15 protein-coding genes are annotated in these 18,081 nt (G+C 57.3%); 8 read left to right on the forward strand and 7 right to left on the reverse strand.

Annotated elements, in window-relative coordinates; translation table 11 throughout:
- Positions 1-17 precede the first annotated feature (17 nt).
- The 3 genes from URZ40_RS18745 to ptsP are packed head-to-tail and all read right to left on the reverse strand — an operon-like array spanning position 18 to position 4,312.
- Entirely contained in the window at positions 18-1,121 is a 1,104-nt protein-coding gene (locus URZ40_RS18745; RefSeq protein ID WP_166712621.1) for a glycerol dehydrogenase, read from the reverse strand.
- A gap of 12 nt (positions 1,122-1,133) precedes the next feature.
- Positions 1,134-1,796 (reverse strand): fructose-6-phosphate aldolase, encoded by a 663-nt coding sequence (fsa, locus tag URZ40_RS18750; protein ID WP_316380721.1) that lies wholly within the window; start codon positions 1,794-1,796, stop codon positions 1,134-1,136.
- Between the two features lie 14 nt (positions 1,797-1,810).
- A complete protein-coding gene (gene ptsP / locus URZ40_RS18755; RefSeq protein ID WP_320720974.1) occupies positions 1,811-4,312 on the reverse strand; it encodes a phosphoenolpyruvate--protein phosphotransferase in 2,502 nt (833 codons plus the stop codon).
- A 302-nt stretch (positions 4,313-4,614) separates the two neighbouring features.
- Here ptsP and URZ40_RS18760 point away from each other — a divergent pair, with 302 nt between their 5' ends.
- Genes URZ40_RS18760 through URZ40_RS18780 form a run of 5 tightly spaced genes read left to right on the forward strand, consistent with a single transcriptional unit; the run spans position 4,615 to position 9,576 of the window.
- A complete protein-coding gene (locus URZ40_RS18760; protein ID WP_316380723.1) occupies positions 4,615-5,694 on the forward strand; it encodes a PTS fructose transporter subunit EIIC in 1,080 nt (359 codons plus the stop codon).
- 14 nt (positions 5,695-5,708) lie between these two features.
- Complete coding sequence (locus URZ40_RS18765; RefSeq protein WP_316380724.1) at positions 5,709-6,029, forward strand: PTS fructose-like transporter subunit IIB; 321 nt, start codon at positions 5,709-5,711, stop codon at positions 6,027-6,029.
- A gap of 52 nt (positions 6,030-6,081) precedes the next feature.
- Positions 6,082-8,376 (forward strand): formate C-acetyltransferase, encoded by a 2,295-nt coding sequence (locus URZ40_RS18770; protein WP_316380725.1) that lies wholly within the window; start codon positions 6,082-6,084, stop codon positions 8,374-8,376.
- Complete coding sequence (locus URZ40_RS18775; protein ID WP_316380726.1) at positions 8,342-9,217, forward strand: [formate-C-acetyltransferase]-activating enzyme; 876 nt, start codon at positions 8,342-8,344, stop codon at positions 9,215-9,217. Before URZ40_RS18770 ends, URZ40_RS18775 begins: the two co-directional genes overlap by 35 nt.
- A gap of 2 nt (positions 9,218-9,219) precedes the next feature.
- Complete coding sequence (locus URZ40_RS18780; protein WP_116344056.1) at positions 9,220-9,576, forward strand: PTS fructose-like transporter subunit IIB; 357 nt, start codon at positions 9,220-9,222, stop codon at positions 9,574-9,576.
- Here URZ40_RS18780 and URZ40_RS18785 read toward each other — a convergent pair.
- The 3 genes from URZ40_RS18785 to argE form a co-directional block, all read right to left on the reverse strand.
- Complete coding sequence (locus URZ40_RS18785; RefSeq protein ID WP_116344057.1) at positions 9,563-10,411, reverse strand: AraC family transcriptional regulator; 849 nt, start codon at positions 10,409-10,411, stop codon at positions 9,563-9,565. The two genes, URZ40_RS18780 and URZ40_RS18785, sit on opposite strands and share 14 nt — an antisense overlap.
- 93 nt (positions 10,412-10,504) lie before the next feature.
- Positions 10,505-13,156: a phosphoenolpyruvate carboxylase gene (ppc, locus tag URZ40_RS18790; protein WP_116344058.1), complete on the reverse strand. Its 2,652-nt coding sequence runs from the start codon at positions 13,154-13,156 to the stop codon at positions 10,505-10,507.
- A 270-nt stretch (positions 13,157-13,426) separates the two neighbouring features.
- Positions 13,427-14,578, reverse strand: coding sequence for an acetylornithine deacetylase (gene argE / locus URZ40_RS18795; RefSeq protein WP_116344059.1), 1,152 nt, complete (start codon positions 14,576-14,578; stop codon positions 13,427-13,429).
- Positions 14,579-14,666: 88 nt separating this feature from the next.
- Between argE and argC the strand changes: the two genes are divergently transcribed.
- From argC to argH, 3 genes are all read left to right on the forward strand, one after another.
- Positions 14,667-15,671, forward strand: a complete 1,005-nt coding sequence (gene argC / locus URZ40_RS18800; protein WP_320720975.1) for an N-acetyl-gamma-glutamyl-phosphate reductase — start codon at positions 14,667-14,669, stop codon at positions 15,669-15,671.
- A 6-nt stretch (positions 15,672-15,677) separates the two neighbouring features.
- A complete protein-coding gene (gene argB, locus URZ40_RS18805; protein ID WP_090420882.1) occupies positions 15,678-16,454 on the forward strand; it encodes an acetylglutamate kinase in 777 nt (258 codons plus the stop codon).
- Between the two features lie 77 nt (positions 16,455-16,531).
- Positions 16,532-17,905 (forward strand): argininosuccinate lyase, encoded by a 1,374-nt coding sequence (gene argH / locus URZ40_RS18810; RefSeq protein ID WP_061096479.1) that lies wholly within the window; start codon positions 16,532-16,534, stop codon positions 17,903-17,905.
- A 92-nt stretch (positions 17,906-17,997) separates the two neighbouring features.
- Here the strand turns inward: argH and URZ40_RS18815 are convergent.
- Positions 17,998-18,081 (reverse strand): hypothetical protein (locus tag URZ40_RS18815; RefSeq protein WP_227633901.1); only part of this gene is annotated, 84 nt, incomplete at its 5' end.

Raw genomic sequence — 18,081 nt, forward strand, 5'->3', positions numbered from 1 at the left:
CGCCGCCCGGCTTTTTATTACTCCCACTCCCGCAGGAACCGCTGTCCATACTGGTCAGCCACCAGCAGCGCCGCGTAGACCTGATCCGGGGTCACGCCGCCCGGCATGTTGTGAATGGTCTCCCCTTCGGCACAGGACGCTTCCGCGATCAGACGCATTTTGGCCGGAATATCCTCTTTGATATTCAGCTGTGCCAGCGTGATCGGCAACCCCACGCTGTGGCAAAGCGCGGCGACGGTCTCTATTTCTTCAACCGGGGCGTTCTCCAGCACCAGCTGCGTCAGCGTGCCAAACGCCACTTTTTCACCGTGATAGAAGTGATGCGCATCCGGCACTGCCGTCATGCCGTTGTGAATGGCGTGTGCTGCCGCCAGCCCGCCGCTTTCAAAGCCCACGCCGCTGAGATAGGTGTTGGCTTCGATAATGCGTTCCAGCGCTGGCGTTACCACGTGCTGTTCCGCAGCCAGCATTGCTTTCTCACCCTCTTCAACCAGCGTGTTGTAGCACAGCTCAGCCAGCGCTAACGCCGCCTGGGTGCACTTGCCGCCCGCCATGGTGGTTGCGCCGCTGCGCGAGCAGGCGCGCGCTTCAAACCAGGTCGCAAGCGCATCGCCTATCCCGGCGGCCAGCAGGCGCGCAGGCGCACCCGCCACCACTTTGGTGTCGACAATGACCATATTCGGGTTGTGCGGCAGCATCAGGTAGCGATCGAACTCGCCGCTGTCGGTGTAAATGACGGAAAGGGCGCTGCACGGCGCATCGGTAGAGGCAATGGTCGGCGCAATGGCCACCGGCACGTCCATGAAATGCGCCAGCGCTTTGGCGGTATCCAGCGTTTTACCGCCGCCGATGCCCAGCACCGCGAGACAGTCGGCGCTGTCTGCCAGCTTTTTCAGGCGATCGATTTCATTTTGCGAACATTCGCCGCCAAACGGCGCGATTTCAGCGTGCAGTTCGGCTTTTTTGAAACTCTGACGCAGGGTCTCTTCAGCAAAACCCAGCACAAATTTATCGCCGACCACCAGCCAGCGATTGGCCAGGGGTTTCAGATAGTCACCGAGGCGAGTAAGCACGTCAGCGCCCTGAATATATTTCCCCGGCGATTGAATAATACGGTCCATAACGTTTCTCCCTTAGAGGTTGAGGTTATCAAACGCGTTTTTCCAGTCCTGCTCGAACTTCTCTATGGCTGACTCTACCGCCGGGGTGCCGAGCATTTGTTGCGCTACATCTAAGGGAAGCGTGATTGCCTCGCACCCGGCAAGCAGGCAGTCCAGCGCCTGACGCGGCGTTTTAAAGCTGGCAGCCAGCACCCTGCTTTCCGGCGCGTGCATTTCCATCAGGGATTGCAGCTCCTGGACCATGCGAATACCGTCGCCGCCCTGTGCGTCGACGCGGTTTACATAGGGGGCCACATATTTCGCCCCAGCCAGCGCAGCGAGCAAACCCTGTGCGGCGCTATAAACGGCAGTGCCCAGCGTGGTAATACCCTCTTTTTGCAGCGCCTTAATCGCGGTAAGGCCCTCAGCCGTGACAGGGATTTTCACCACGATGTCCGGGATGGCGTTACTCAGGCGTTTGGCCTCCGCCACCATGCCTTCGGCGTCGCGGCTCATGGTTTGAGCAAACAGCGTGCCTTCCGGTCCAATGGCTTTTTGCAGACGCGGCAGCACGTCCCAGATGGATTCGCAGCTGGCGGCAATGATGCTCGGATTTGTGGTGACGCCCGCTATGGGAAAAATGCGCGCCAGGCGTTCTACTTCCGCCACGTTGGCGGTATCCAGGTACAGTTCCATTACTCTTCCTCGTTTCAGAGTTCTAATTCGTGTTGCAGCAGGGAGGCGATAGCCTCTTCTGAGCTGGCGTTGACCAGCGTGCTGCGGAAATCGTCATGCATGATGCGGCGGGCCAGGCGGGAGAAAATACGCATATGCTGATCGCCCGCGGCGTGCTTGTTCAGCGTCAGCATGATGATGAATTGTGCTTCTTCATCTCCCCACATGACGGGGGATTTCAGGCGCGCAACGCTGATGGTGGATTGCTCAATGTGCTCCGATTTGCTGTGTGGAATGGCGAAACCAAAACCCAGCCCGGTGGAGAAGACCGCCTCGCGTGCCCACAGATCGGCTTCCAACTTGCGCGGATAGCGGCAACGCCCGGCGAGCAGCAAGTTATCGGTCATCCCTTTCATGACCTCTTCTTTGCTATTCCAGTCGTTATCCAGAGAGATGCAGCGTGGCGTCACCAGCGGCGTATCCTGCTGATTCATGCGGAACTGGGCGAGCAGATGCTCCACTTCGAGCGATGTGCGACACGCCATTGCCTGGTTCAGTAGCTGGCGACAGGCGCGGCTATCAAGCTGAGCCAGGCGTGCTTTGGTAGCGGGAATAGCAGGTGAGCCCATGCTGAGCTCGTCCAGACCAAGACCTACCAGTAGCGGCAGCACTGACCCTTTCGCACCCAGTTCACCGCAGAGGCCAATCCATTTCCCCTGGCGATGCACTGCCTGCACCGCGTAATCCAGCGCGCGCAGGAAGGCCGGATTCAGGCTGTTGTAGTGGCGCGTGACTTTGGCGTTGTCGCGGTCGACGGCCAGCAGATACTGCGTCAGGTCATTGCTGCCAATGCTAAAGAAATCAATCTCTTCGCAGCACTGATCGATGATGAACATCACCGAAGGCACTTCCAGCATAATGCCGAACGGGATTTTCTCATCAAACGGAATATGTTCATTGCGAAGCTGTTGTTTCGCTTCGGCAAGTTTCTCTTTGACCCACAGGATCTCTTCCATCGAGGAGATCATCGGGATCATGATCTTCAGATTGCCGTGAGCAGAGGCGCGCAGGATCGCCCGAAGCTGGGTGGTGAAAAGGGTTGCATACTCTTCATATATGCGCACGGCGCGGTAACCGAGGAACGGATTGTTCTCTGCCGGAATATTCAGATACTCCACCGGCTTATCACCGCCAATGTCCATGGTGCGTACAATAATGCTCCGCCCGTTTGCGCTCTCCAGCGCCTGACAGAAGATGTTGTATAGCTCGTTTTCGCCGGGCGCGCTGGTGCGATCCATATAAAGCATTTCAGTGCGGAACAGGCCCACGCCCTCGGCGCCGTTGCCAAATGCCCCCTGGGCTTCCACCGCGTGGGCGATGTTCGCGGCAATCTCTATGCGCAGACCGTCGGCCGTTCTGGCTTCACGATCGAGCCAGATGCGCTGCTGCTCGCGTATCGCCTGTTGTACCCGCGCTTCTTGTTGGTAGTAGCGCGCTACCGCATCGCTGGCATTGACTACGACCGCACCGGCATTGCCATCCACAAAGACAGACTGATTGCGCCAGTGCAGCAGGCTTTCACCGTCGACGCCCACCAGCGTCGGGATATTAAAGGAGCGCGCGAGGATCACGGTGTGCGAGGTGGTTCCGCCGCTTTTTAACAGCAACCCTTTGAGCATGGTTTTATCCAGTTCCAGGAACTGGCCGGGAGTGAGGCCGTCAGCAAGGCAGACGGTCGGTTGCGTCAGCTGCCCCGGAGACGGGAAACAAGCTTCACCGTAGATATGCTGTAAAAGCTGATAGCAGACGTCGCGCACGTCCAGTACGCGTTCCTGCAGATAGCTGCTGCTGGAACGAGAGAACGTCTCGCAGAAATGGTTGGCCGTGGCGATGATGGCCTGAGCGCAGCTTAAGCCCCGGTTGACCCCTGACAGGAGATGCTGGCGCAGCGAGGTATCCGTAGCCAGCGAGCGGTGGGCTTCAAGAATGGCGCTGGCGGTGCTGTCGCCTTCCAGCGCGTGCAGCTCAATGTGTTTGACCAGCAGCGTCATACCGGTATCCAGCGCCGCTTGCTCAGCTTCCACGTTTTGTGCTTCGGGTAAATCGGTCAGGGCGTTGAGATCCAGCGAGGTCAGTACCGTCAGGATGCCCTGCCCACTGCCGCTGCATACCGGAGTGGCGCGAAAAAGCGTCGGGTTCAGGCGTGTCAGTGATTCTGGTAAGGGCTCCAGTTCCGTGCTGATAACTCCTTCAAGCGGTGCGTCACAGTGCGGAAACTCCTCTCTCAGCCACTGCTCCAGCCGCTGATGGGCATGTTGCTCATCTTCACCGCAGATTGCCAGACGGCAGGGATCGCCTGCCAGCGTATCGGTACCAATCAATGCCAGCGCGCTTTTGGCATCGCCTTTACGGTCCGTACGCAGGTTATGCCACTCGATTTGCGAGACAAACGTATTGCACAGCGTTTCCACATGACTTGCCGGACGCGCGTGAACACCGTTGGGCAATTCACAGGTAAATTCCACTACCAGAGCCATACACACTCCTGAAACCAATCATCAATGATGCGAAAGAGCATACGAGCGTGAGGATGAGGCACGCCATGTGACAAAACTGCCAAAAGCTGGACAAATGTAATGTGACGCTAAAAATGAGATTTCACTCACAGGTTCTGACGTTTTGCGTAATGCATCGCCGGTGTGAAATGTCGAGGCGGATCGCATTTTTATTTCGATATTACAAAAATCCAGTAAATGGCCTTTTTGTCTCCTGTCCGCCGTCTTTCTGATTGCCTATTGTTTGCCACAACATCTTTATGGTTTTAGGCCTGGAGCGACATATGAAAGCGTTGGTGCACATTCTCAAGAACACGCGGCAGCATCTGATGACCGGGGTGTCGCATATGATCCCGTTCGTGGTCTCGGGCGGCATTCTGCTGGCGGTTTCAGTAATGCTATACGGCAAGGGCGCGGTACCGGATGCCGCAACCGATCCCAATCTGAAAAAGCTCTTTGATATTGGTGTGGCGGGTTTAACGCTGATGGTGCCTTTCCTGGCCGCTTACATTGGCTACTCGATTGCAGAACGCGCCGCGCTGGCTCCCTGTGCCATTGCCGCCTGGGTGGGCAACAGCTTTGGCGCGGGGTTCTTCGGCGCGATTATCGCTGGGATTTTCGGTGGAATTATCGTCTGGTACCTGAAAAAACTGCCGGTCCCGAAAGTGCTGCGTTCCGTCATGCCCATCTTCATCATCCCGATTATCGGCACCTTTATTACCGCGGGCATCATGATGTGGGGTCTTGGCGAGCCTGTAGGCGCGCTGACCACCAGCCTCACTCAGTGGCTGCAAGGCATGCAGCAGGGCAGCATCGTGGTACTTGCCATCATTCTCGGCCTTATGCTGGCGTTCGATATGGGCGGCCCGGTTAACAAAGTGGCGTATGCCTTCATGCTGATTTGCGTTGCGCAGGGCATCTATACCGTCGTTGCGATTGCCGCCGTGGCTATTTGCATACCGCCGCTGGGGTTAGGCCTGGCAACGTTAGTCGGCCGCAAGAATTTTTCCGATGAAGAACGTGAAGCGGGGAAAGCGGCGCTGGTGATGGGCTGTGTTGGCGTCACCGAAGGGGCAATTCCGTTTGCCGCTGCTGACCCTCTGCGCGTGATTCCTTCCATCATGCTGGGTTCCGCGTGTGGTGCGGTCACGGCTGCCGTGATGGGCGCGCAATGCTATGCCGGTTGGGGTGGGTTGATTGTGCTTCCCGTGGTGGACGGCAAGCTCGGCTATATCGCGGCAGTTGCTGTGGGTGCAGTGGTAACGGCAATCAGCGTCAACGTGCTGAAGCGTATTGCCCGTAAGAATACAAAACAGGTCGAGGAAAAAGAGGATGACCTGGATCTGGATTTCGAAATTAACTGAGTGAGGAAGAGAACATGGCCCGAATTATCGCAGTAACAGCATGTCCGTCTGGCGTTGCCCATACCTATATGGCTGCTGAAGCGCTGGAAAGCGCCGCAAAAGCGAAAGGCTGGGAAGTGAAAGTAGAAACACAGGGATCGATCGGTCTTGAGAATGAGCTGACGGCAGAAGACGTTGCCGCCGCGGATGTGGTGATCCTGACCAAGGATATTGGCATTAAATTCGAAGAGCGTTTTGCCGGAAAAACCACCGTACGCGTCAATATCGGCGATGCGGTAAAACGTGCCGACGCCATCATGAACAAAATTGATGCCCACCTGGCACAAACCGCCTGATGCTCTCCCGCCCTTCGGGGCGGGCTCGTTTTACCGTTACAGGAGTTCCCTCATGACGAATCGTACCCAGCGTTTGAAAGACGCTCTTTTTGCCAGCCCGCGTGAAATCTCGCTTGAGCGTGCTTTGCTCTATACCGCCAGCCACCAGCAGACGGAAGGTGAGCCGGTGATTATCCGGCGCGCGAAAGCGACGGCGTACATACTCGACCATGTAAAAATCGCGATTCGTGATGAGGAGCTGATTGCCGGGAACCGCACCGTTAAACCGCGTGCAGGCATTATGTCTCCGGAGATGGATCCGTACTGGCTGCTTAAGGAGCTGGATCAGTTTGCCACACGTCCGCAGGACCGCTTTGAAATCAGCGATGAGGATAAGCAGACCTACCGTGACGTGCTGTACCCCTACTGGGAAAACCGGTCAATGAAGGATTTCATCAACAGCCAGATGACAGATGAGGTGAAAACCGCGGTAGGGACGCAGATTTTCAGCATCAACCAGACGGATAAAGGGCAGGGGCATATCATAATTGATTATCCACGCCTGCTTAATAACGGCCTGGGTGTGCTGGTGGCGGAACTGCGTGAACACTGCGCCCGCGACCCCCATAATACCTTCTATGCAGCGGCGCTGATCCTGCTTGAGGCTTCCCAGCGTCATATTTTGCGCTACGCGGCGCTGGCTGAAGAACTGGCCCGGGTCAGCGATGTGCCGCGCCGAGAGGAACTGCTGACAATTGCCGACATCTCGCGGCACAACGCACAGCAGAAGCCACAGACGTTCTGGCAGGCGTGTCAGCTTTTCTGGTACATGAACATCATTTTGCAGTACGAATCCAACGCCAGTTCGCTCTCTATCGGGCGCTTTGACCAGTATATGCTACCGTTTTATCAGGCCTCGCTCTCACAAGGCGATGAGCCCGCGTTCCTGAAAGAGATTCTTGAGTCGCTGTGGGTGAAGTGCAATGACGTCGTGCTTTTACGCTCGACCAGCAGCGCCCGCTATTTCGCCGGGTTCCCGACCGGGTATACCGCACTGTTAGGCGGCCTGACGGAAAGCGGCCGTAGTGCGGTAAACGTGCTCTCCTTCCTGTGCCTGGATGCCTACCAAAGCGTTCAGCTTCCTCAGCCGAACCTGGGCGTGCGGGTGAATGAACTTATCGACCGGCCTTTCCTGCTTAAAACCGCAGAGACCATTCGCCTGGGCACCGGCATTCCGCAGATCTTTAACGATGAAGTGGTGGTGCCTGCCTTCCTCAATCGCGGTGTGTCGCTGGAGGACGCGCGCGACTACGCTGTCGTCGGCTGTGTTGAGCTGTCGATTCCGGGTAAAACCTACGGTCTGCACGATATTGCGATGTTTAACCTGCTGAAGGTGATGGAAATCGCGATGCAGGAGAACGAAGGCAACGCAGGGCTAAGTTATGAAGGCTTGCTGGAGAATATTCGCGCCAAAATTAATCACTACATTGCGCTGATGGTTGAGGGGAGCAATATCTGCGATATCGGCCATCGTGATTGGGCTCCGGTGCCCTTGCTCTCTTCTTTTATCAGCGATTGCCTGGCATCTGGGAAAGACATTACCGACGGCGGGGCGCGCTATAACTTCTCTGGTGTACAGGGGATCGGAATAGCCAACCTGAGCGATTCGCTGCACGCCCTGAAAGGGCTGGTCTTTGAACAGCAACGCTTAAGTTTTGATGAGCTCTTAGCCGTGTTAAAAGCGAACTTTGCCACCCCGGAGGGCGAAAAAGTGCGAGCAAGGCTGATCAATCGCTTCGAAAAATACGGCAATGATATCGATGATGTCGACAACATCAGCGCTGAACTGCTGCGCCACTACTGCAAAGAGGTCGAAAAATACCGTAACCCGCGCGGCGGGCAATTTACGCCGGGGTCTTATACCGTATCGGCACACGTGCCGTTGGGGGCGGTTGTGGGGGCAACGCCAGATGGACGCTTTGCCGGTGAGCAACTGGCGGATGGAGGGCTCTCTCCGATGCTCGGGCAGGATATGCAGGGGCCGACGGCCGTGCTGAAATCGGTGAGCAAGCTGGATAACTACCTGTTATCTAACGGTACGCTGCTAAACGTTAAGTTCACCCCCGCCACGCTGGAAGGCGATGCCGGGCTGCAAAAGCTGGCAGATTTCCTGCGTGCGTTCACGCAGCTTAAGTTGCAACACATCCAGTTCAACGTGGTAAACGCGGAAACCCTGCGTGAAGCGCAGCGGCGTCCACAGGATTTTGCTGGGCTGGTGGTGCGCGTTGCCGGATACAGCGCCTTCTTTGTTGAGCTGTCGAAGGAGATCCAGGATGACATTATCCGCCGCACCGCGCATCAGCTGTGACGTCGTTGAAACGCGCGCCGACGTGGCGCGTATTTTCAATATTCAGCGCTATTCGTTAAACGACGGGGCGGGTATTCGCACGGTGGTCTTTTTTAAAGGCTGCCCTCACCGCTGCCCGTGGTGTGCCAACCCGGAGTCGATCTCCCCAAAAATTGAGACGGTTCGCCGGGAGAGTAAATGTTTGCGCTGCACACCCTGCCTGCGTGATGTGGACGAATGTCCGTCCGGTGCGTTTGAGCGCATCGGACGCGACGTGACGTTGGACGAGCTTGAACGCGAGGTGATGAAAGACGATGTTTTCTTCCGCTCTTCGGGTGGCGGAGTGACGCTGTCGGGCGGGGAAGTATTGATGCAGGCACCTTTTGCGACGCAGCTACTTGCGCGTTTGCGCCGTTACGGTATACGCACCGCCATTGAGACGGCGGGAGATGCGCCCCTGTCACGATTGCTACCGCTGACACGACAATGCGATGAAGTACTGTTTGACCTGAAGATTATGGATCCAGAGCAGGCGCGTTCGGTGACGGCGGTGAATCTGCCAAGAGTGCTGGATAACATTAAGCAACTGGTGGCGGAAGGCATAAACGTCATCCCCCGCGTACCGCTTATTCCTGGCTATACGCTGACGGAAACCAACATGGCGCGCGTGCTGGCATTTTTGCTGCCTACAGGGATACGTCAGCTGCATTTATTACCGTTTCACGCGTATGGCGAACCAAAATACCGCCTGCTTGGGCAACAATGGGTGATGCGGGAGGTGATACCTCCGACAACTGACGAAGTTGCAGTCTTTCGCCGTATGGCGGAACGTAAAGGGTTTCATGTCACCGTGGGAGGTTGAAAATGACAGTAACGGCAGTGCGTCATCTGGTGGCGGTAACCGCATGCGTGAGCGGCGTGGCGCATACTTACATGGCCGCAGAACGGCTGGAGCGGATTTGCCAGCAGGAGAAATGGTCAGCCCGCATTGAGACTCAGGGGGCGTTAGGCATTGAAAGTGAATTGACGGAGGACGATATCCGGCGCGCTGATGTCGTATTGCTTATTACGGATATTGAGCTGGCGGGCAGCGAGCGATTTGAATCCTGCCGCTATGTGAAGTGCGGGATTAATGCTTTCCTGCGCGATCCGCACAAGGTCATGGCTGCAGTACGTAAAATGGTATCCGCGCCGCAGCATACTCAGGTCATTCTGGACTGACCGCTTTCCCTGTCAGCTGGCTGTGATACTGGCGACGGTACTCTGACGGCGAACGTTCCGTATTTTTACGGAATAAGCGGCAGAAGTAATTACTGTCGACAAACCCGCAGGCATGCGCCACCTCCTTCACCTTTAAATCATACCCTTTCAGCAACTGACGCGCGTGCTCCAGCCGGGTGTGAGTCAGGTATTCATTAAAACCTACCGCGCCTGTTTTCTGGAAAAGATGCGATAAATAGTTCGGAGAGATATAAAACGCCTGGGCGACGGATTCCCGGGTTAGCGGGGTCGCATAATGTTCATCAATATAAACGCGAATGGCTTCAAACAGAGCCTGGCTACGTGAGGCGGTCTGGATCTGACTACCCAGCAAATCGACGCAATGGCTAAGTAGGCTGGCGATGATCAGGCGTGCGGTTTGCTGCTCGTGCGGCTGCATCTGCATTTCATGAAGCGTCTGTAGCAGGAAGGAGCCAATGCGGGGGCCACGGCGAGCAACGTGCTGCTTTGCCAGGTTACGCACTTCAACACCATCCCAGTGCAAAAGGCTAAACCCAAGCTGCTGTTTGCCAAACAGGATGCTCAACGTCGTCGCGGGTGTTTGCCATTGTGGATCGTTCCAGCCGCCAGCCGGGACGTATAAAACATCACCCTGCTGTAAAACGGAAGCTGCCTGGTCTTTCACCGAACCGTCGAGCACGATCTCCAGACGTGGGAAATCAACTTTTAAGGCAAGGTCGGGTGCGGAGATGGCTGGGTTTGCAAAATGCACCTGACGCAGCGTCGTTGTGCCGTTGATCAGGTCAGTCAGGATGTGGGTAATGTCGTGGTGCATGGTGGATACCAGGGTATTGCCGGGTGGCGCTAACGCTTACCCGGCCTACTTAACGTATGCCCGTGCAAGCGCAGCGCCGCCGGGCATAAAGCATTAGCCGGTGTTACGCATACCTGCCGCAACGCCTGCAATCGTCACCATCAACGCCTGTTCGACGCGCGGATCCGGCTCTTTACCTTCTTCTTCCGCCAGACGCGAACGGTGCAGCAGCTCTGCCTGCAGAACGTTCAGCGGGTCGGTGTAGATGTTACGCAGCTGAATAGACTCGGCAATCCACGGCAGGTCCGCCATCAGATGCGAGTCGTTGGCGATATCCAGCACCACTTTGATGTCGCCTTCCAGCAGCTCGCGCAGCTCTTTACCCAGCGCCCACAGTTCCGGTTTCACCAGACGCTGGTCGTAGTATTCCGCCAGCCAAAGGTCCGCTTTCGAGAAGACCATCTCCAGCATGCCCAGACGGGTAGAGAAGAACGGCCAGTCGCGGCACATGGTTTCCAGTTCGTTCTGTTTGCCGTCTTCCACCACTTTTTGCAGCGCGGCACCAGCACCCAGCCAGGCGGGCAGCATCAGGCGGTTCTGCGTCCAGGCGAAGATCCATGGAATGGCGCGCAGAGATTCGACGCCGCCGGTCGGGCGACGCTTCGCAGGACGCGAGCCCAGCGGCAGTTTACCCAGCTCCTGCTCAGGCGTGGCCGAGCGGAAGTAAGGGACGAAATCTTTGTTTTCACGCACGTAGCCGCGGTACAGATCGCAGGAGATGTCAGACAGCTCGTCCATGATATGGCACCAGGACGCTTTTGGCTCTGGCGGCGGCAGCAGGTTGGCTTCCAGGATCGCGCTGGTGTAGAGCGACAGGCTGCTGATGGTCACTTCCGGCAAGCCGTACTTGAAGCGGATCATCTCGCCCTGCTCGGTGACGCGCAGGCCGCCTTTCAGGCTTCCCGGCGGCTGTGACAGCAGCGCCGCGTGAGCAGGCGCGCCGCCGCGGCCAATGGAGCCGCCACGTCCGTGGAACAAGGTCAGCTCAATACCGGCTTTCTCGCAGGTTTTGATCAGCGCGTCCTGCGCCTGATACTGCGCCCAGGATGCCGCCATCACGCCCGCATCTTTTGCGGAGTCGGAATAGCCAATCATCACCATCTGTTTGCCCTGAATAAAGCCGCGGTACCAGTCGATATTCAGCAACTGAGTCATGACGTCGTTGGCGTTATTCAGGTCGTCGAGGGTCTCAAACAGTGGGGCGACCGGCAGGGCGTAGTCGATACCCGCTTCTTTCAGCAGAAGGTGTACGCCCAGCACGTCGGACGGGGTCTTCGCCATGGAGATCACGTAGGCGGCCACCGATCCTTTCGGTGCATCAACGATCGCTTTGCAGGTGTTGAGCACTTCGCGGGTTTCGTTGCTTGGCTCCCAGCTGCGCGGCAGCAGAGGGCGCTTGGAGTTCAGCTCGCGGATCAGGAAGGCCTGTTTGTCGGCTTCGGACCAGCTTTCATAGTCGCCGATGCCGAGATAGCGGGTCAGCTCGCCCAGGGCTTCGGTATGGCGGGTACTTTCCTGACGCACGTCGATACGCACCAGCGGCACGCCGAAACACTTCACGCGGCGCAGGGTGTCGAGCAGTTCGCCGTTGGCGATGATGCCCATCCCGCAGGCCTGCAGCGATTTATAACAGGCGTAGAGCGGCTCCCAGAGCTGCTCGTTCTGGCTCAGCAGGCCTTCCGGCTTCGGCAGGCGCTGGCCTTTAAGGCGCGCTTCCAGCCAGGCTTGGGTGGCCATCAGCTGCCCACGCAGTTTTTTCATCAGGAAACGGTACGGCTCGCTGGCACCCTCTTCCCCGGCCAGCGCGCGCAGTTCCGGCGTTGCTTCCACCATCGACAGCTCGGAGATCAGCACCTGAATGTCTTTCAGGAACAGGTCGGTTGCTTTCCAGCGGCTCAGCAGCAGGACGTGACGGGTGATTTCCGCGGTCACGTTCGGGTTACCGTCGCGGTCGCCGCCCATCCAGGAGGTGAAGCGCACCGGAACAAAGTCGACCGGCAGGCGGTAGCCAAGGTTTGCTTCCAGCTGTTCGTTTAGCTCGCGCAGGTAGTTAGGCACCCCTTCCCACAGACTGTTCTCTACCACCGCAAAGCCCCATTTGGCTTCGTCGACTGGGCTTGGGCGATGCTTACGAATTTCATCGGTGTGCCAGGACTGGGCAATCAGCTGGCGCAGACGGCGCATCAGCTGGTTGCGTTCGTAGTCGGCAATGTCTTTGTTATCCAACTGCTTGAGGCAGTTGTTCACCTCCACCATCTTGTGGATCAGTGTACGACGGGTAATTTCGGTTGGGTGTGCGGTCAGGACCAGCTCCAGCGAAAGGGACTCCACCGCTTTTTTGATGGTGGCTTCGTTAAGGTCTGGCTGGTCTTTCAGTTTACGAAGGGTGCGGGCAATGACTTCCGGGTTGCTGGCCGCTTCGCCGTTTGGCGAAATGCTGTGGTATTGCTCAGCGGTGTTGGCCAGGTTCAGGAACTGGCTGAATGCGCGTGCAACGGGCAGCAGCTCATCGTTAGAGAGGTTCTGCAAGGTGGTGAGCAGCTCCTGACGACTGGCCTCGTTACCGGCACGGGAAGATTTAGATAGCTTGCGGATGGTTTCAACGCGGTCGAGGATGTTCTCCCCCAACGCATCTTTGATGGTATCTCCAAGCACTTTGCCGAGCATACTGACATTACTACGCAACGCGGAATATTGTTCGTTCATAAAAACCCAGTCACCCCATCATTTTTGTTTATGCCCAGGCGAAAATCTTCTGGACATTATTTTGTCATCTCCCTTTATAAAGCCACGTAAAACCCCCGTCGTCAATTGCTGCGAAAACGGTTCAGCAAACGAATAAATGCGGGCAATTTACGAAATTTAATTCGCATTGCGTCAGATAAGAGATGCTTATGGAAATGTGACAGAGATCATGCGATTTGTTGCCCTCACCCTAACCCTCTCCCAAGGGAGAGGGGACTCTTCGGTGCGGTTTTAATGCCAGCAGAAGTGATGCACAACCTGGGTAATCAGTTCGCGGGTCGGCTTGATGAAGCGAGTTTCCAGATATTCATCCGGCTGGTGGGCCTGGTTAATGGAGCCAGGGCCAAGGACCAGCGTCGGGCACAGCGTCTGAATAAACGGCGCTTCGGTGCAGTAGTTCACCACGTCGGTTTTCTCACCGAGCAGCTTTTCCACGACTTCAACAAGCTGATGGTCCGGCGGGCATTCGTAACCCGGGATCGGCGGATGCAGTTCGGAGACCGTCAGACGGCCAGGCCAGCGCTCGCTTACCGGAGCCAGCGCTTCGTTCAGCAGGCCGTCGAGATCGCTCAGGGTCATGCCCGGCAGCGGGCGGATGTCCATATGCAGTTCGCAGCAGGCGCAGATACGGTTCGAGGCATCGCCGCCGTGCAGGCTGCCCAGGTTCAGGGTCGGGTACGGCACGGTGAACGCCTCGTAGTGATAACGTTCTTTCAGATCGTCGCGCAGGGTCATGATGCGGCCGATGGCATCATGCATCAGCTCAATGGCGTTCACGCCGCGCGCCGGATCGCTGGAGTGGCCGGACTGGCCCAGCACGCGCACGGCGGTAGAAATATGACCTTTGTGCGCGCGGATAGGCTGCAGAGAGGTTGGCTCGCCGATGATCGCGCAATCCGGGCGAATCGACGTGTTTTCAGAGAAGTAGCGCGCGCCCGCCATGCTGGTTTCTTCATCGGCGGTCGCCAGAATGTAGAGCGGTTTTTTCAGCTTCGTCACGTCTACGTCACGCAGCGCGTCGAGGATAAAGGCGAAGAAGCCTTTCATGTCGGCGGTGCCCAGACCGTAGAGCTTGTTGTCGTGCTCGGTCAGGGTAAACGGATCGCGCGTCCAGCGGCCATCGTCAAACGGTACGGTGTCGGTATGACCGGCCAGCAGCAGGCCGCCCGCACCGTTTCCGGTGCTGGCGAGCAGGTTAAATTTGTGGCGTGTTCCGGGGACGGGCTGAACCTCAACGTTAAACCCAAGATCGCTAAACCAACCCGCCAGCAGATTGATTAAAGACTCATTGCTCTGATCCAGCGCTTCTTCCGTTGCGCTGATGGAAGGAGTGGCAATCAGGGCGCGGTAGATCTCGATAAATGGCGGTAAGTTCATTTTCATTGTTGACACACCTTAGGTCGTGATAGTATCAATATTCATGCAATAAATGTGAATAAAAATACATTAACGTTGAGCATAAAGGAACCCGATGTTGAATACGCTGATTGTAGGCGCTAGCGGTTATGCGGGCGCAGAGCTTGTAAGCTACGTGAATCGCCATCCACATATGACCATAACCGCTTTGACCGTGTCAGCGCAAAGCAATGATGCAGGAAAGTTAATTTCCGATTTGCATCCGTGGCTTAAGGGCATTGTCGATCTGCCTTTGCAGCCCATGTCTGACATCAGCGAGTTTACCGACGGCGTTGACGTGGTCTTTTTAGCCACAGCGCACGAGGTCAGTCACGACCTGGCACCGCAGTTTCTGGCTGCCGGCTGCGTGGTGTTCGACCTCTCCGGCGCGTTCCGCGTTAACGACGGCGCGTTCTATGAAAAATATTACGGTTTCACCCACCAGCATCCGGATCTGCTTGAAAAAGCGGTGTACGGCCTGGCGGAGTGGAGCGCAGACAAGCTAAAGGAAGCGGACCTGATTGCCGTGCCGGGCTGCTATCCGACGGCGGCTCAGCTTTCCCTGAAGCCGCTGATCGACGCGGGTCTGCTGGATCTGAGCCAGTGGCCGGTGATCAACGCCACCAGCGGCGTGAGCGGAGCAGGTCGCAAGGCCGCTATCTCAAACAGCTTCTGCGAAGTGAGCCTTCAGCCGTATGGCGTGTTTAATCACCGTCATCACCCTGAAATCACGACGCATCTGGGCGCCGAGGTGATTTTCACCCCGCACCTGGGCAGCTTCCCGCGCGGGATCCTCGAAACTATCACCTGCCGCCTGAAGCCTGGCGTGACCAAAGAGCAGGTGAACGAGGCCTTCACCCAGGCGTATGCGGATAAACCGCTGGTGCGACTTTACGACAAAGGCGTTCCGGCGCTGAAAAACGTGGTTGGTCTGCCGTTCTGCGACATCGGCTTTGCTGTGCAGGGCGAGCATCTCATCGTTGTCGCCGCAGAAGATAACTTACTCAAAGGCGCTGCCGCACAGGCAATGCAGTGTGCAAATATTCGTTTCGGCTTCCCTGAAACGCAGGCTCTTATTTAAGGTGTGATGATGAACCCATTAATTATCAAACTCGGTGGTGTACTGCTGGACAGCGAAGAAGCGCTGGAGCGTCTGTTTACCGCGCTGGTGAACTATCGCGAATCCCACCAGCGTCCGCTGGTGATCGTGCACGGCGGCGGCTGCGTGGTGGATGAGCTGATGAAAGGGCTCAACCTGCCGGTGAAAAAGAAGAACGGCCTGCGCGTGACGCCTGCTGACCAGATCGACATCATTACCGGCGCGCTGGCGGGTACGGCGAACAAAACGCTGCTGGCGTGGGCGAAGAAACACCACATCGCGTCCGTGGGCCTCTATCTGGGCGATGGCGACAGCGTAAAAGTGACCCAGCTCGACGAAGAGCTCGGCCACGTTGGACTGGCGCAGCCAGGTTCGCCTAAGCTGATTAACACGCTGCTGGAAGGGGGGTTCCTGCCGGTGGTGAGCTCTATCGGCGTGACCGAAGAGGGCGAGCTGATGAACGTTAACGCGGACCAGGCGGCAACCGCGCTGGCGGCAACGCTGGGCGCGGACCTGATCCTGCTCTCCGACGTGAGCGGCATTCTGGACGGTAAAGGCCAGCGCATTGCGGAAATGACGGCTGAGAAAGCCGAGCAGCTGATTGCTCAGGGCATTATTACCGACGGCATGATCGTCAAAGTGAACGCCGCGCTGGATGCCGCACGCACGCTGGGCCGCCCGGTTGATATCGCCTCCTGGCGTCACGCGGAGCAGCTCCCGGCACTGTTTAACGGCACGCCGATTGGCACGCGTATTTTAGCGTAATCGATTTAATGTTTTGTAGGCCCGGTAAGCGTAGCGCCACCGGGCAATGAAATTCAAAGATATTAAGGAAGCATGTTATGGCACTTTGGGGTGGGCGTTTTACACAGGCAGCGGATCAGCGGTTCAAACAGTTCAACGACTCTTTGCGCTTCGACTACCGCCTGGCCGAACAGGATATCGTCGGCTCTGTGGCCTGGTCCAAAGCGCTGGTGACCGTTGGCGTGCTGACCGCAGACGAGCAGCAGCAGCTGGAAGAGGCGCTGAACAACCTGCTGGAAGAGGTGCGTCTGGATCCGCAGCAAATCCTGCAGAGCGATGCCGAAGATATTCACAGCTGGGTGGAAGGCAAGCTGATCGACAAAGTTGGCCAGTTGGGTAAAAAGCTGCACACCGGCCGCAGCCGTAACGACCAGGTCGCGACCGATCTGAAGCTGTGGTGTAAAGAGACCGTTGGCGAACTGCTGGCGGCCAACCGTCAGCTGCAGAGCGCGCTGGTGGAAACCGCGCAGAACAACCAGGACGCGGTGATGCCGGGTTATACCCACCTGCAGCGCGCGCAGCCGGTGACTTTTGCGCACTGGTGTCTGGCCTACGTTGAGATGCTGGCGCGTGACGAAAGCCGTCTGCAGGATACCCTTAAGCGTCTGGACGTCAGCCCGCTGGGCAGCGGCGCGCTGGCCGGTACGGCGTATGAAATCGACCGTGAGCAGCTGGCAGGCTGGCTGGGCTTTGCCTCCGCCACCCGTAACAGCCTGGATAGCGTCTCCGACCGCGACCACGTGCTGGAGCTGCTCTCCAATGCGTCTATCGGAATGGTGCACCTGTCGCGCTTTGCCGAGGATCTGATCTTCTTTAACTCTGGCGAAGCGGGTTTCGTTGAACTGTCCGACCGCGTGACCTCAGGCTCATCCCTGATGCCGCAGAAGAAAAACCCGGACGCGCTGGAGCTGATCCGCGGCAAGTGTGGCCGCGTGCAGGGTGCGCTGACCGGCATGATGATGACCCTGAAAGGGTTGCCGCTGGCGTACAACAAAGATATGCAGGAAGACAAGGAAGGGCTGTTCGACGCGCTCGACACCTGGCTGGACTGTCTGCATATGGGCGCGCTGGTGTTGGACGGCATTCAGGTGAAACGTCCGCGCTGCCAGGAAGCGGCGCAGCAGGGCTATGCGAACTCTACCGAGCTGGCGGACTACCTTGTTGCGAAAGGCGTACCGTTCCGTGAAGCGCACCATATTGTGGGTGAAGCGGTAGTGGAAGCCATTCGTCAGGGTAAACCGCTGGAAGATCTGGCGCTGGCCGATCTGCAGAAGTTCAGCGCGGTTATCGGGGATGATGTGTATCCGATTCTGGCGCTGCAGTCTTGCCTGGATAAGCGTGCAGCAAAAGGCGGCGTGTCGCCGAAGCAAGTAGCGCAGGCGATAGCGGATGCGAAAAACCGGTTGGTTTGATTTGTGCGGGCTGGTGCCCTCACCCCGGCCCTCTCCCACAGGGAGAGGGAGCAAACACTAAAAATGGCAACTTCGGTTGTAATGCCAGTCAGTTAAGCAACTGACTGGCTTTTTTTCGGGGCTGTGGGGTATCTCCAGGGCCTTTCCTTTACCACCCTCGGGAAGGCCCTTTCCCT

It is taken from the genome of Enterobacter sp. 296B2 (genome assembly GCF_034106185.1).
Lineage (GTDB): Bacteria > Pseudomonadota > Gammaproteobacteria > Enterobacterales > Enterobacteriaceae > Enterobacter > Enterobacter cloacae_N.

Coding starts and splice junctions, on each gene's coding strand:
- URZ40_RS18780 (WP_116344056.1), top strand. CDS start 9,220: ATGACAGTAACGGCAGTGCGTCATCTGGTGGCGGTAACCGCATGCGTG.
- URZ40_RS18765 (WP_316380724.1), top strand. CDS start 5,709: ATGGCCCGAATTATCGCAGTAACAGCATGTCCGTCTGGCGTTGCCCAT.
- ppc (WP_116344058.1), bottom strand. CDS start 13,156: ATGAACGAACAATATTCCGCGTTGCGTAGTAATGTCAGTATGCTCGGC.
- URZ40_RS18745 (WP_166712621.1), bottom strand. CDS start 1,121: ATGGACCGTATTATTCAATCGCCGGGGAAATATATTCAGGGCGCTGAC.
- argB (WP_090420882.1), top strand. CDS start 15,678: ATGATGAACCCATTAATTATCAAACTCGGTGGTGTACTGCTGGACAGC.
- URZ40_RS18770 (WP_316380725.1), top strand. CDS start 6,082: ATGACGAATCGTACCCAGCGTTTGAAAGACGCTCTTTTTGCCAGCCCG.
- URZ40_RS18785 (WP_116344057.1), bottom strand. CDS start 10,411: ATGCACCACGACATTACCCACATCCTGACTGACCTGATCAACGGCACA.
- argC (WP_320720975.1), top strand. CDS start 14,667: ATGTTGAATACGCTGATTGTAGGCGCTAGCGGTTATGCGGGCGCAGAG.
- argE (WP_116344059.1), bottom strand. CDS start 14,578: ATGAAAATGAACTTACCGCCATTTATCGAGATCTACCGCGCCCTGATT.
- argH (WP_061096479.1), top strand. CDS start 16,532: ATGGCACTTTGGGGTGGGCGTTTTACACAGGCAGCGGATCAGCGGTTC.
- URZ40_RS18775 (WP_316380726.1), top strand. CDS start 8,342: ATGACATTATCCGCCGCACCGCGCATCAGCTGTGACGTCGTTGAAACG.
- URZ40_RS18760 (WP_316380723.1), top strand. CDS start 4,615: ATGAAAGCGTTGGTGCACATTCTCAAGAACACGCGGCAGCATCTGATG.
- fsa (WP_316380721.1), bottom strand. CDS start 1,796: ATGGAACTGTACCTGGATACCGCCAACGTGGCGGAAGTAGAACGCCTG.
- ptsP (WP_320720974.1), bottom strand. CDS start 4,312: ATGGCTCTGGTAGTGGAATTTACCTGTGAATTGCCCAACGGTGTTCAC.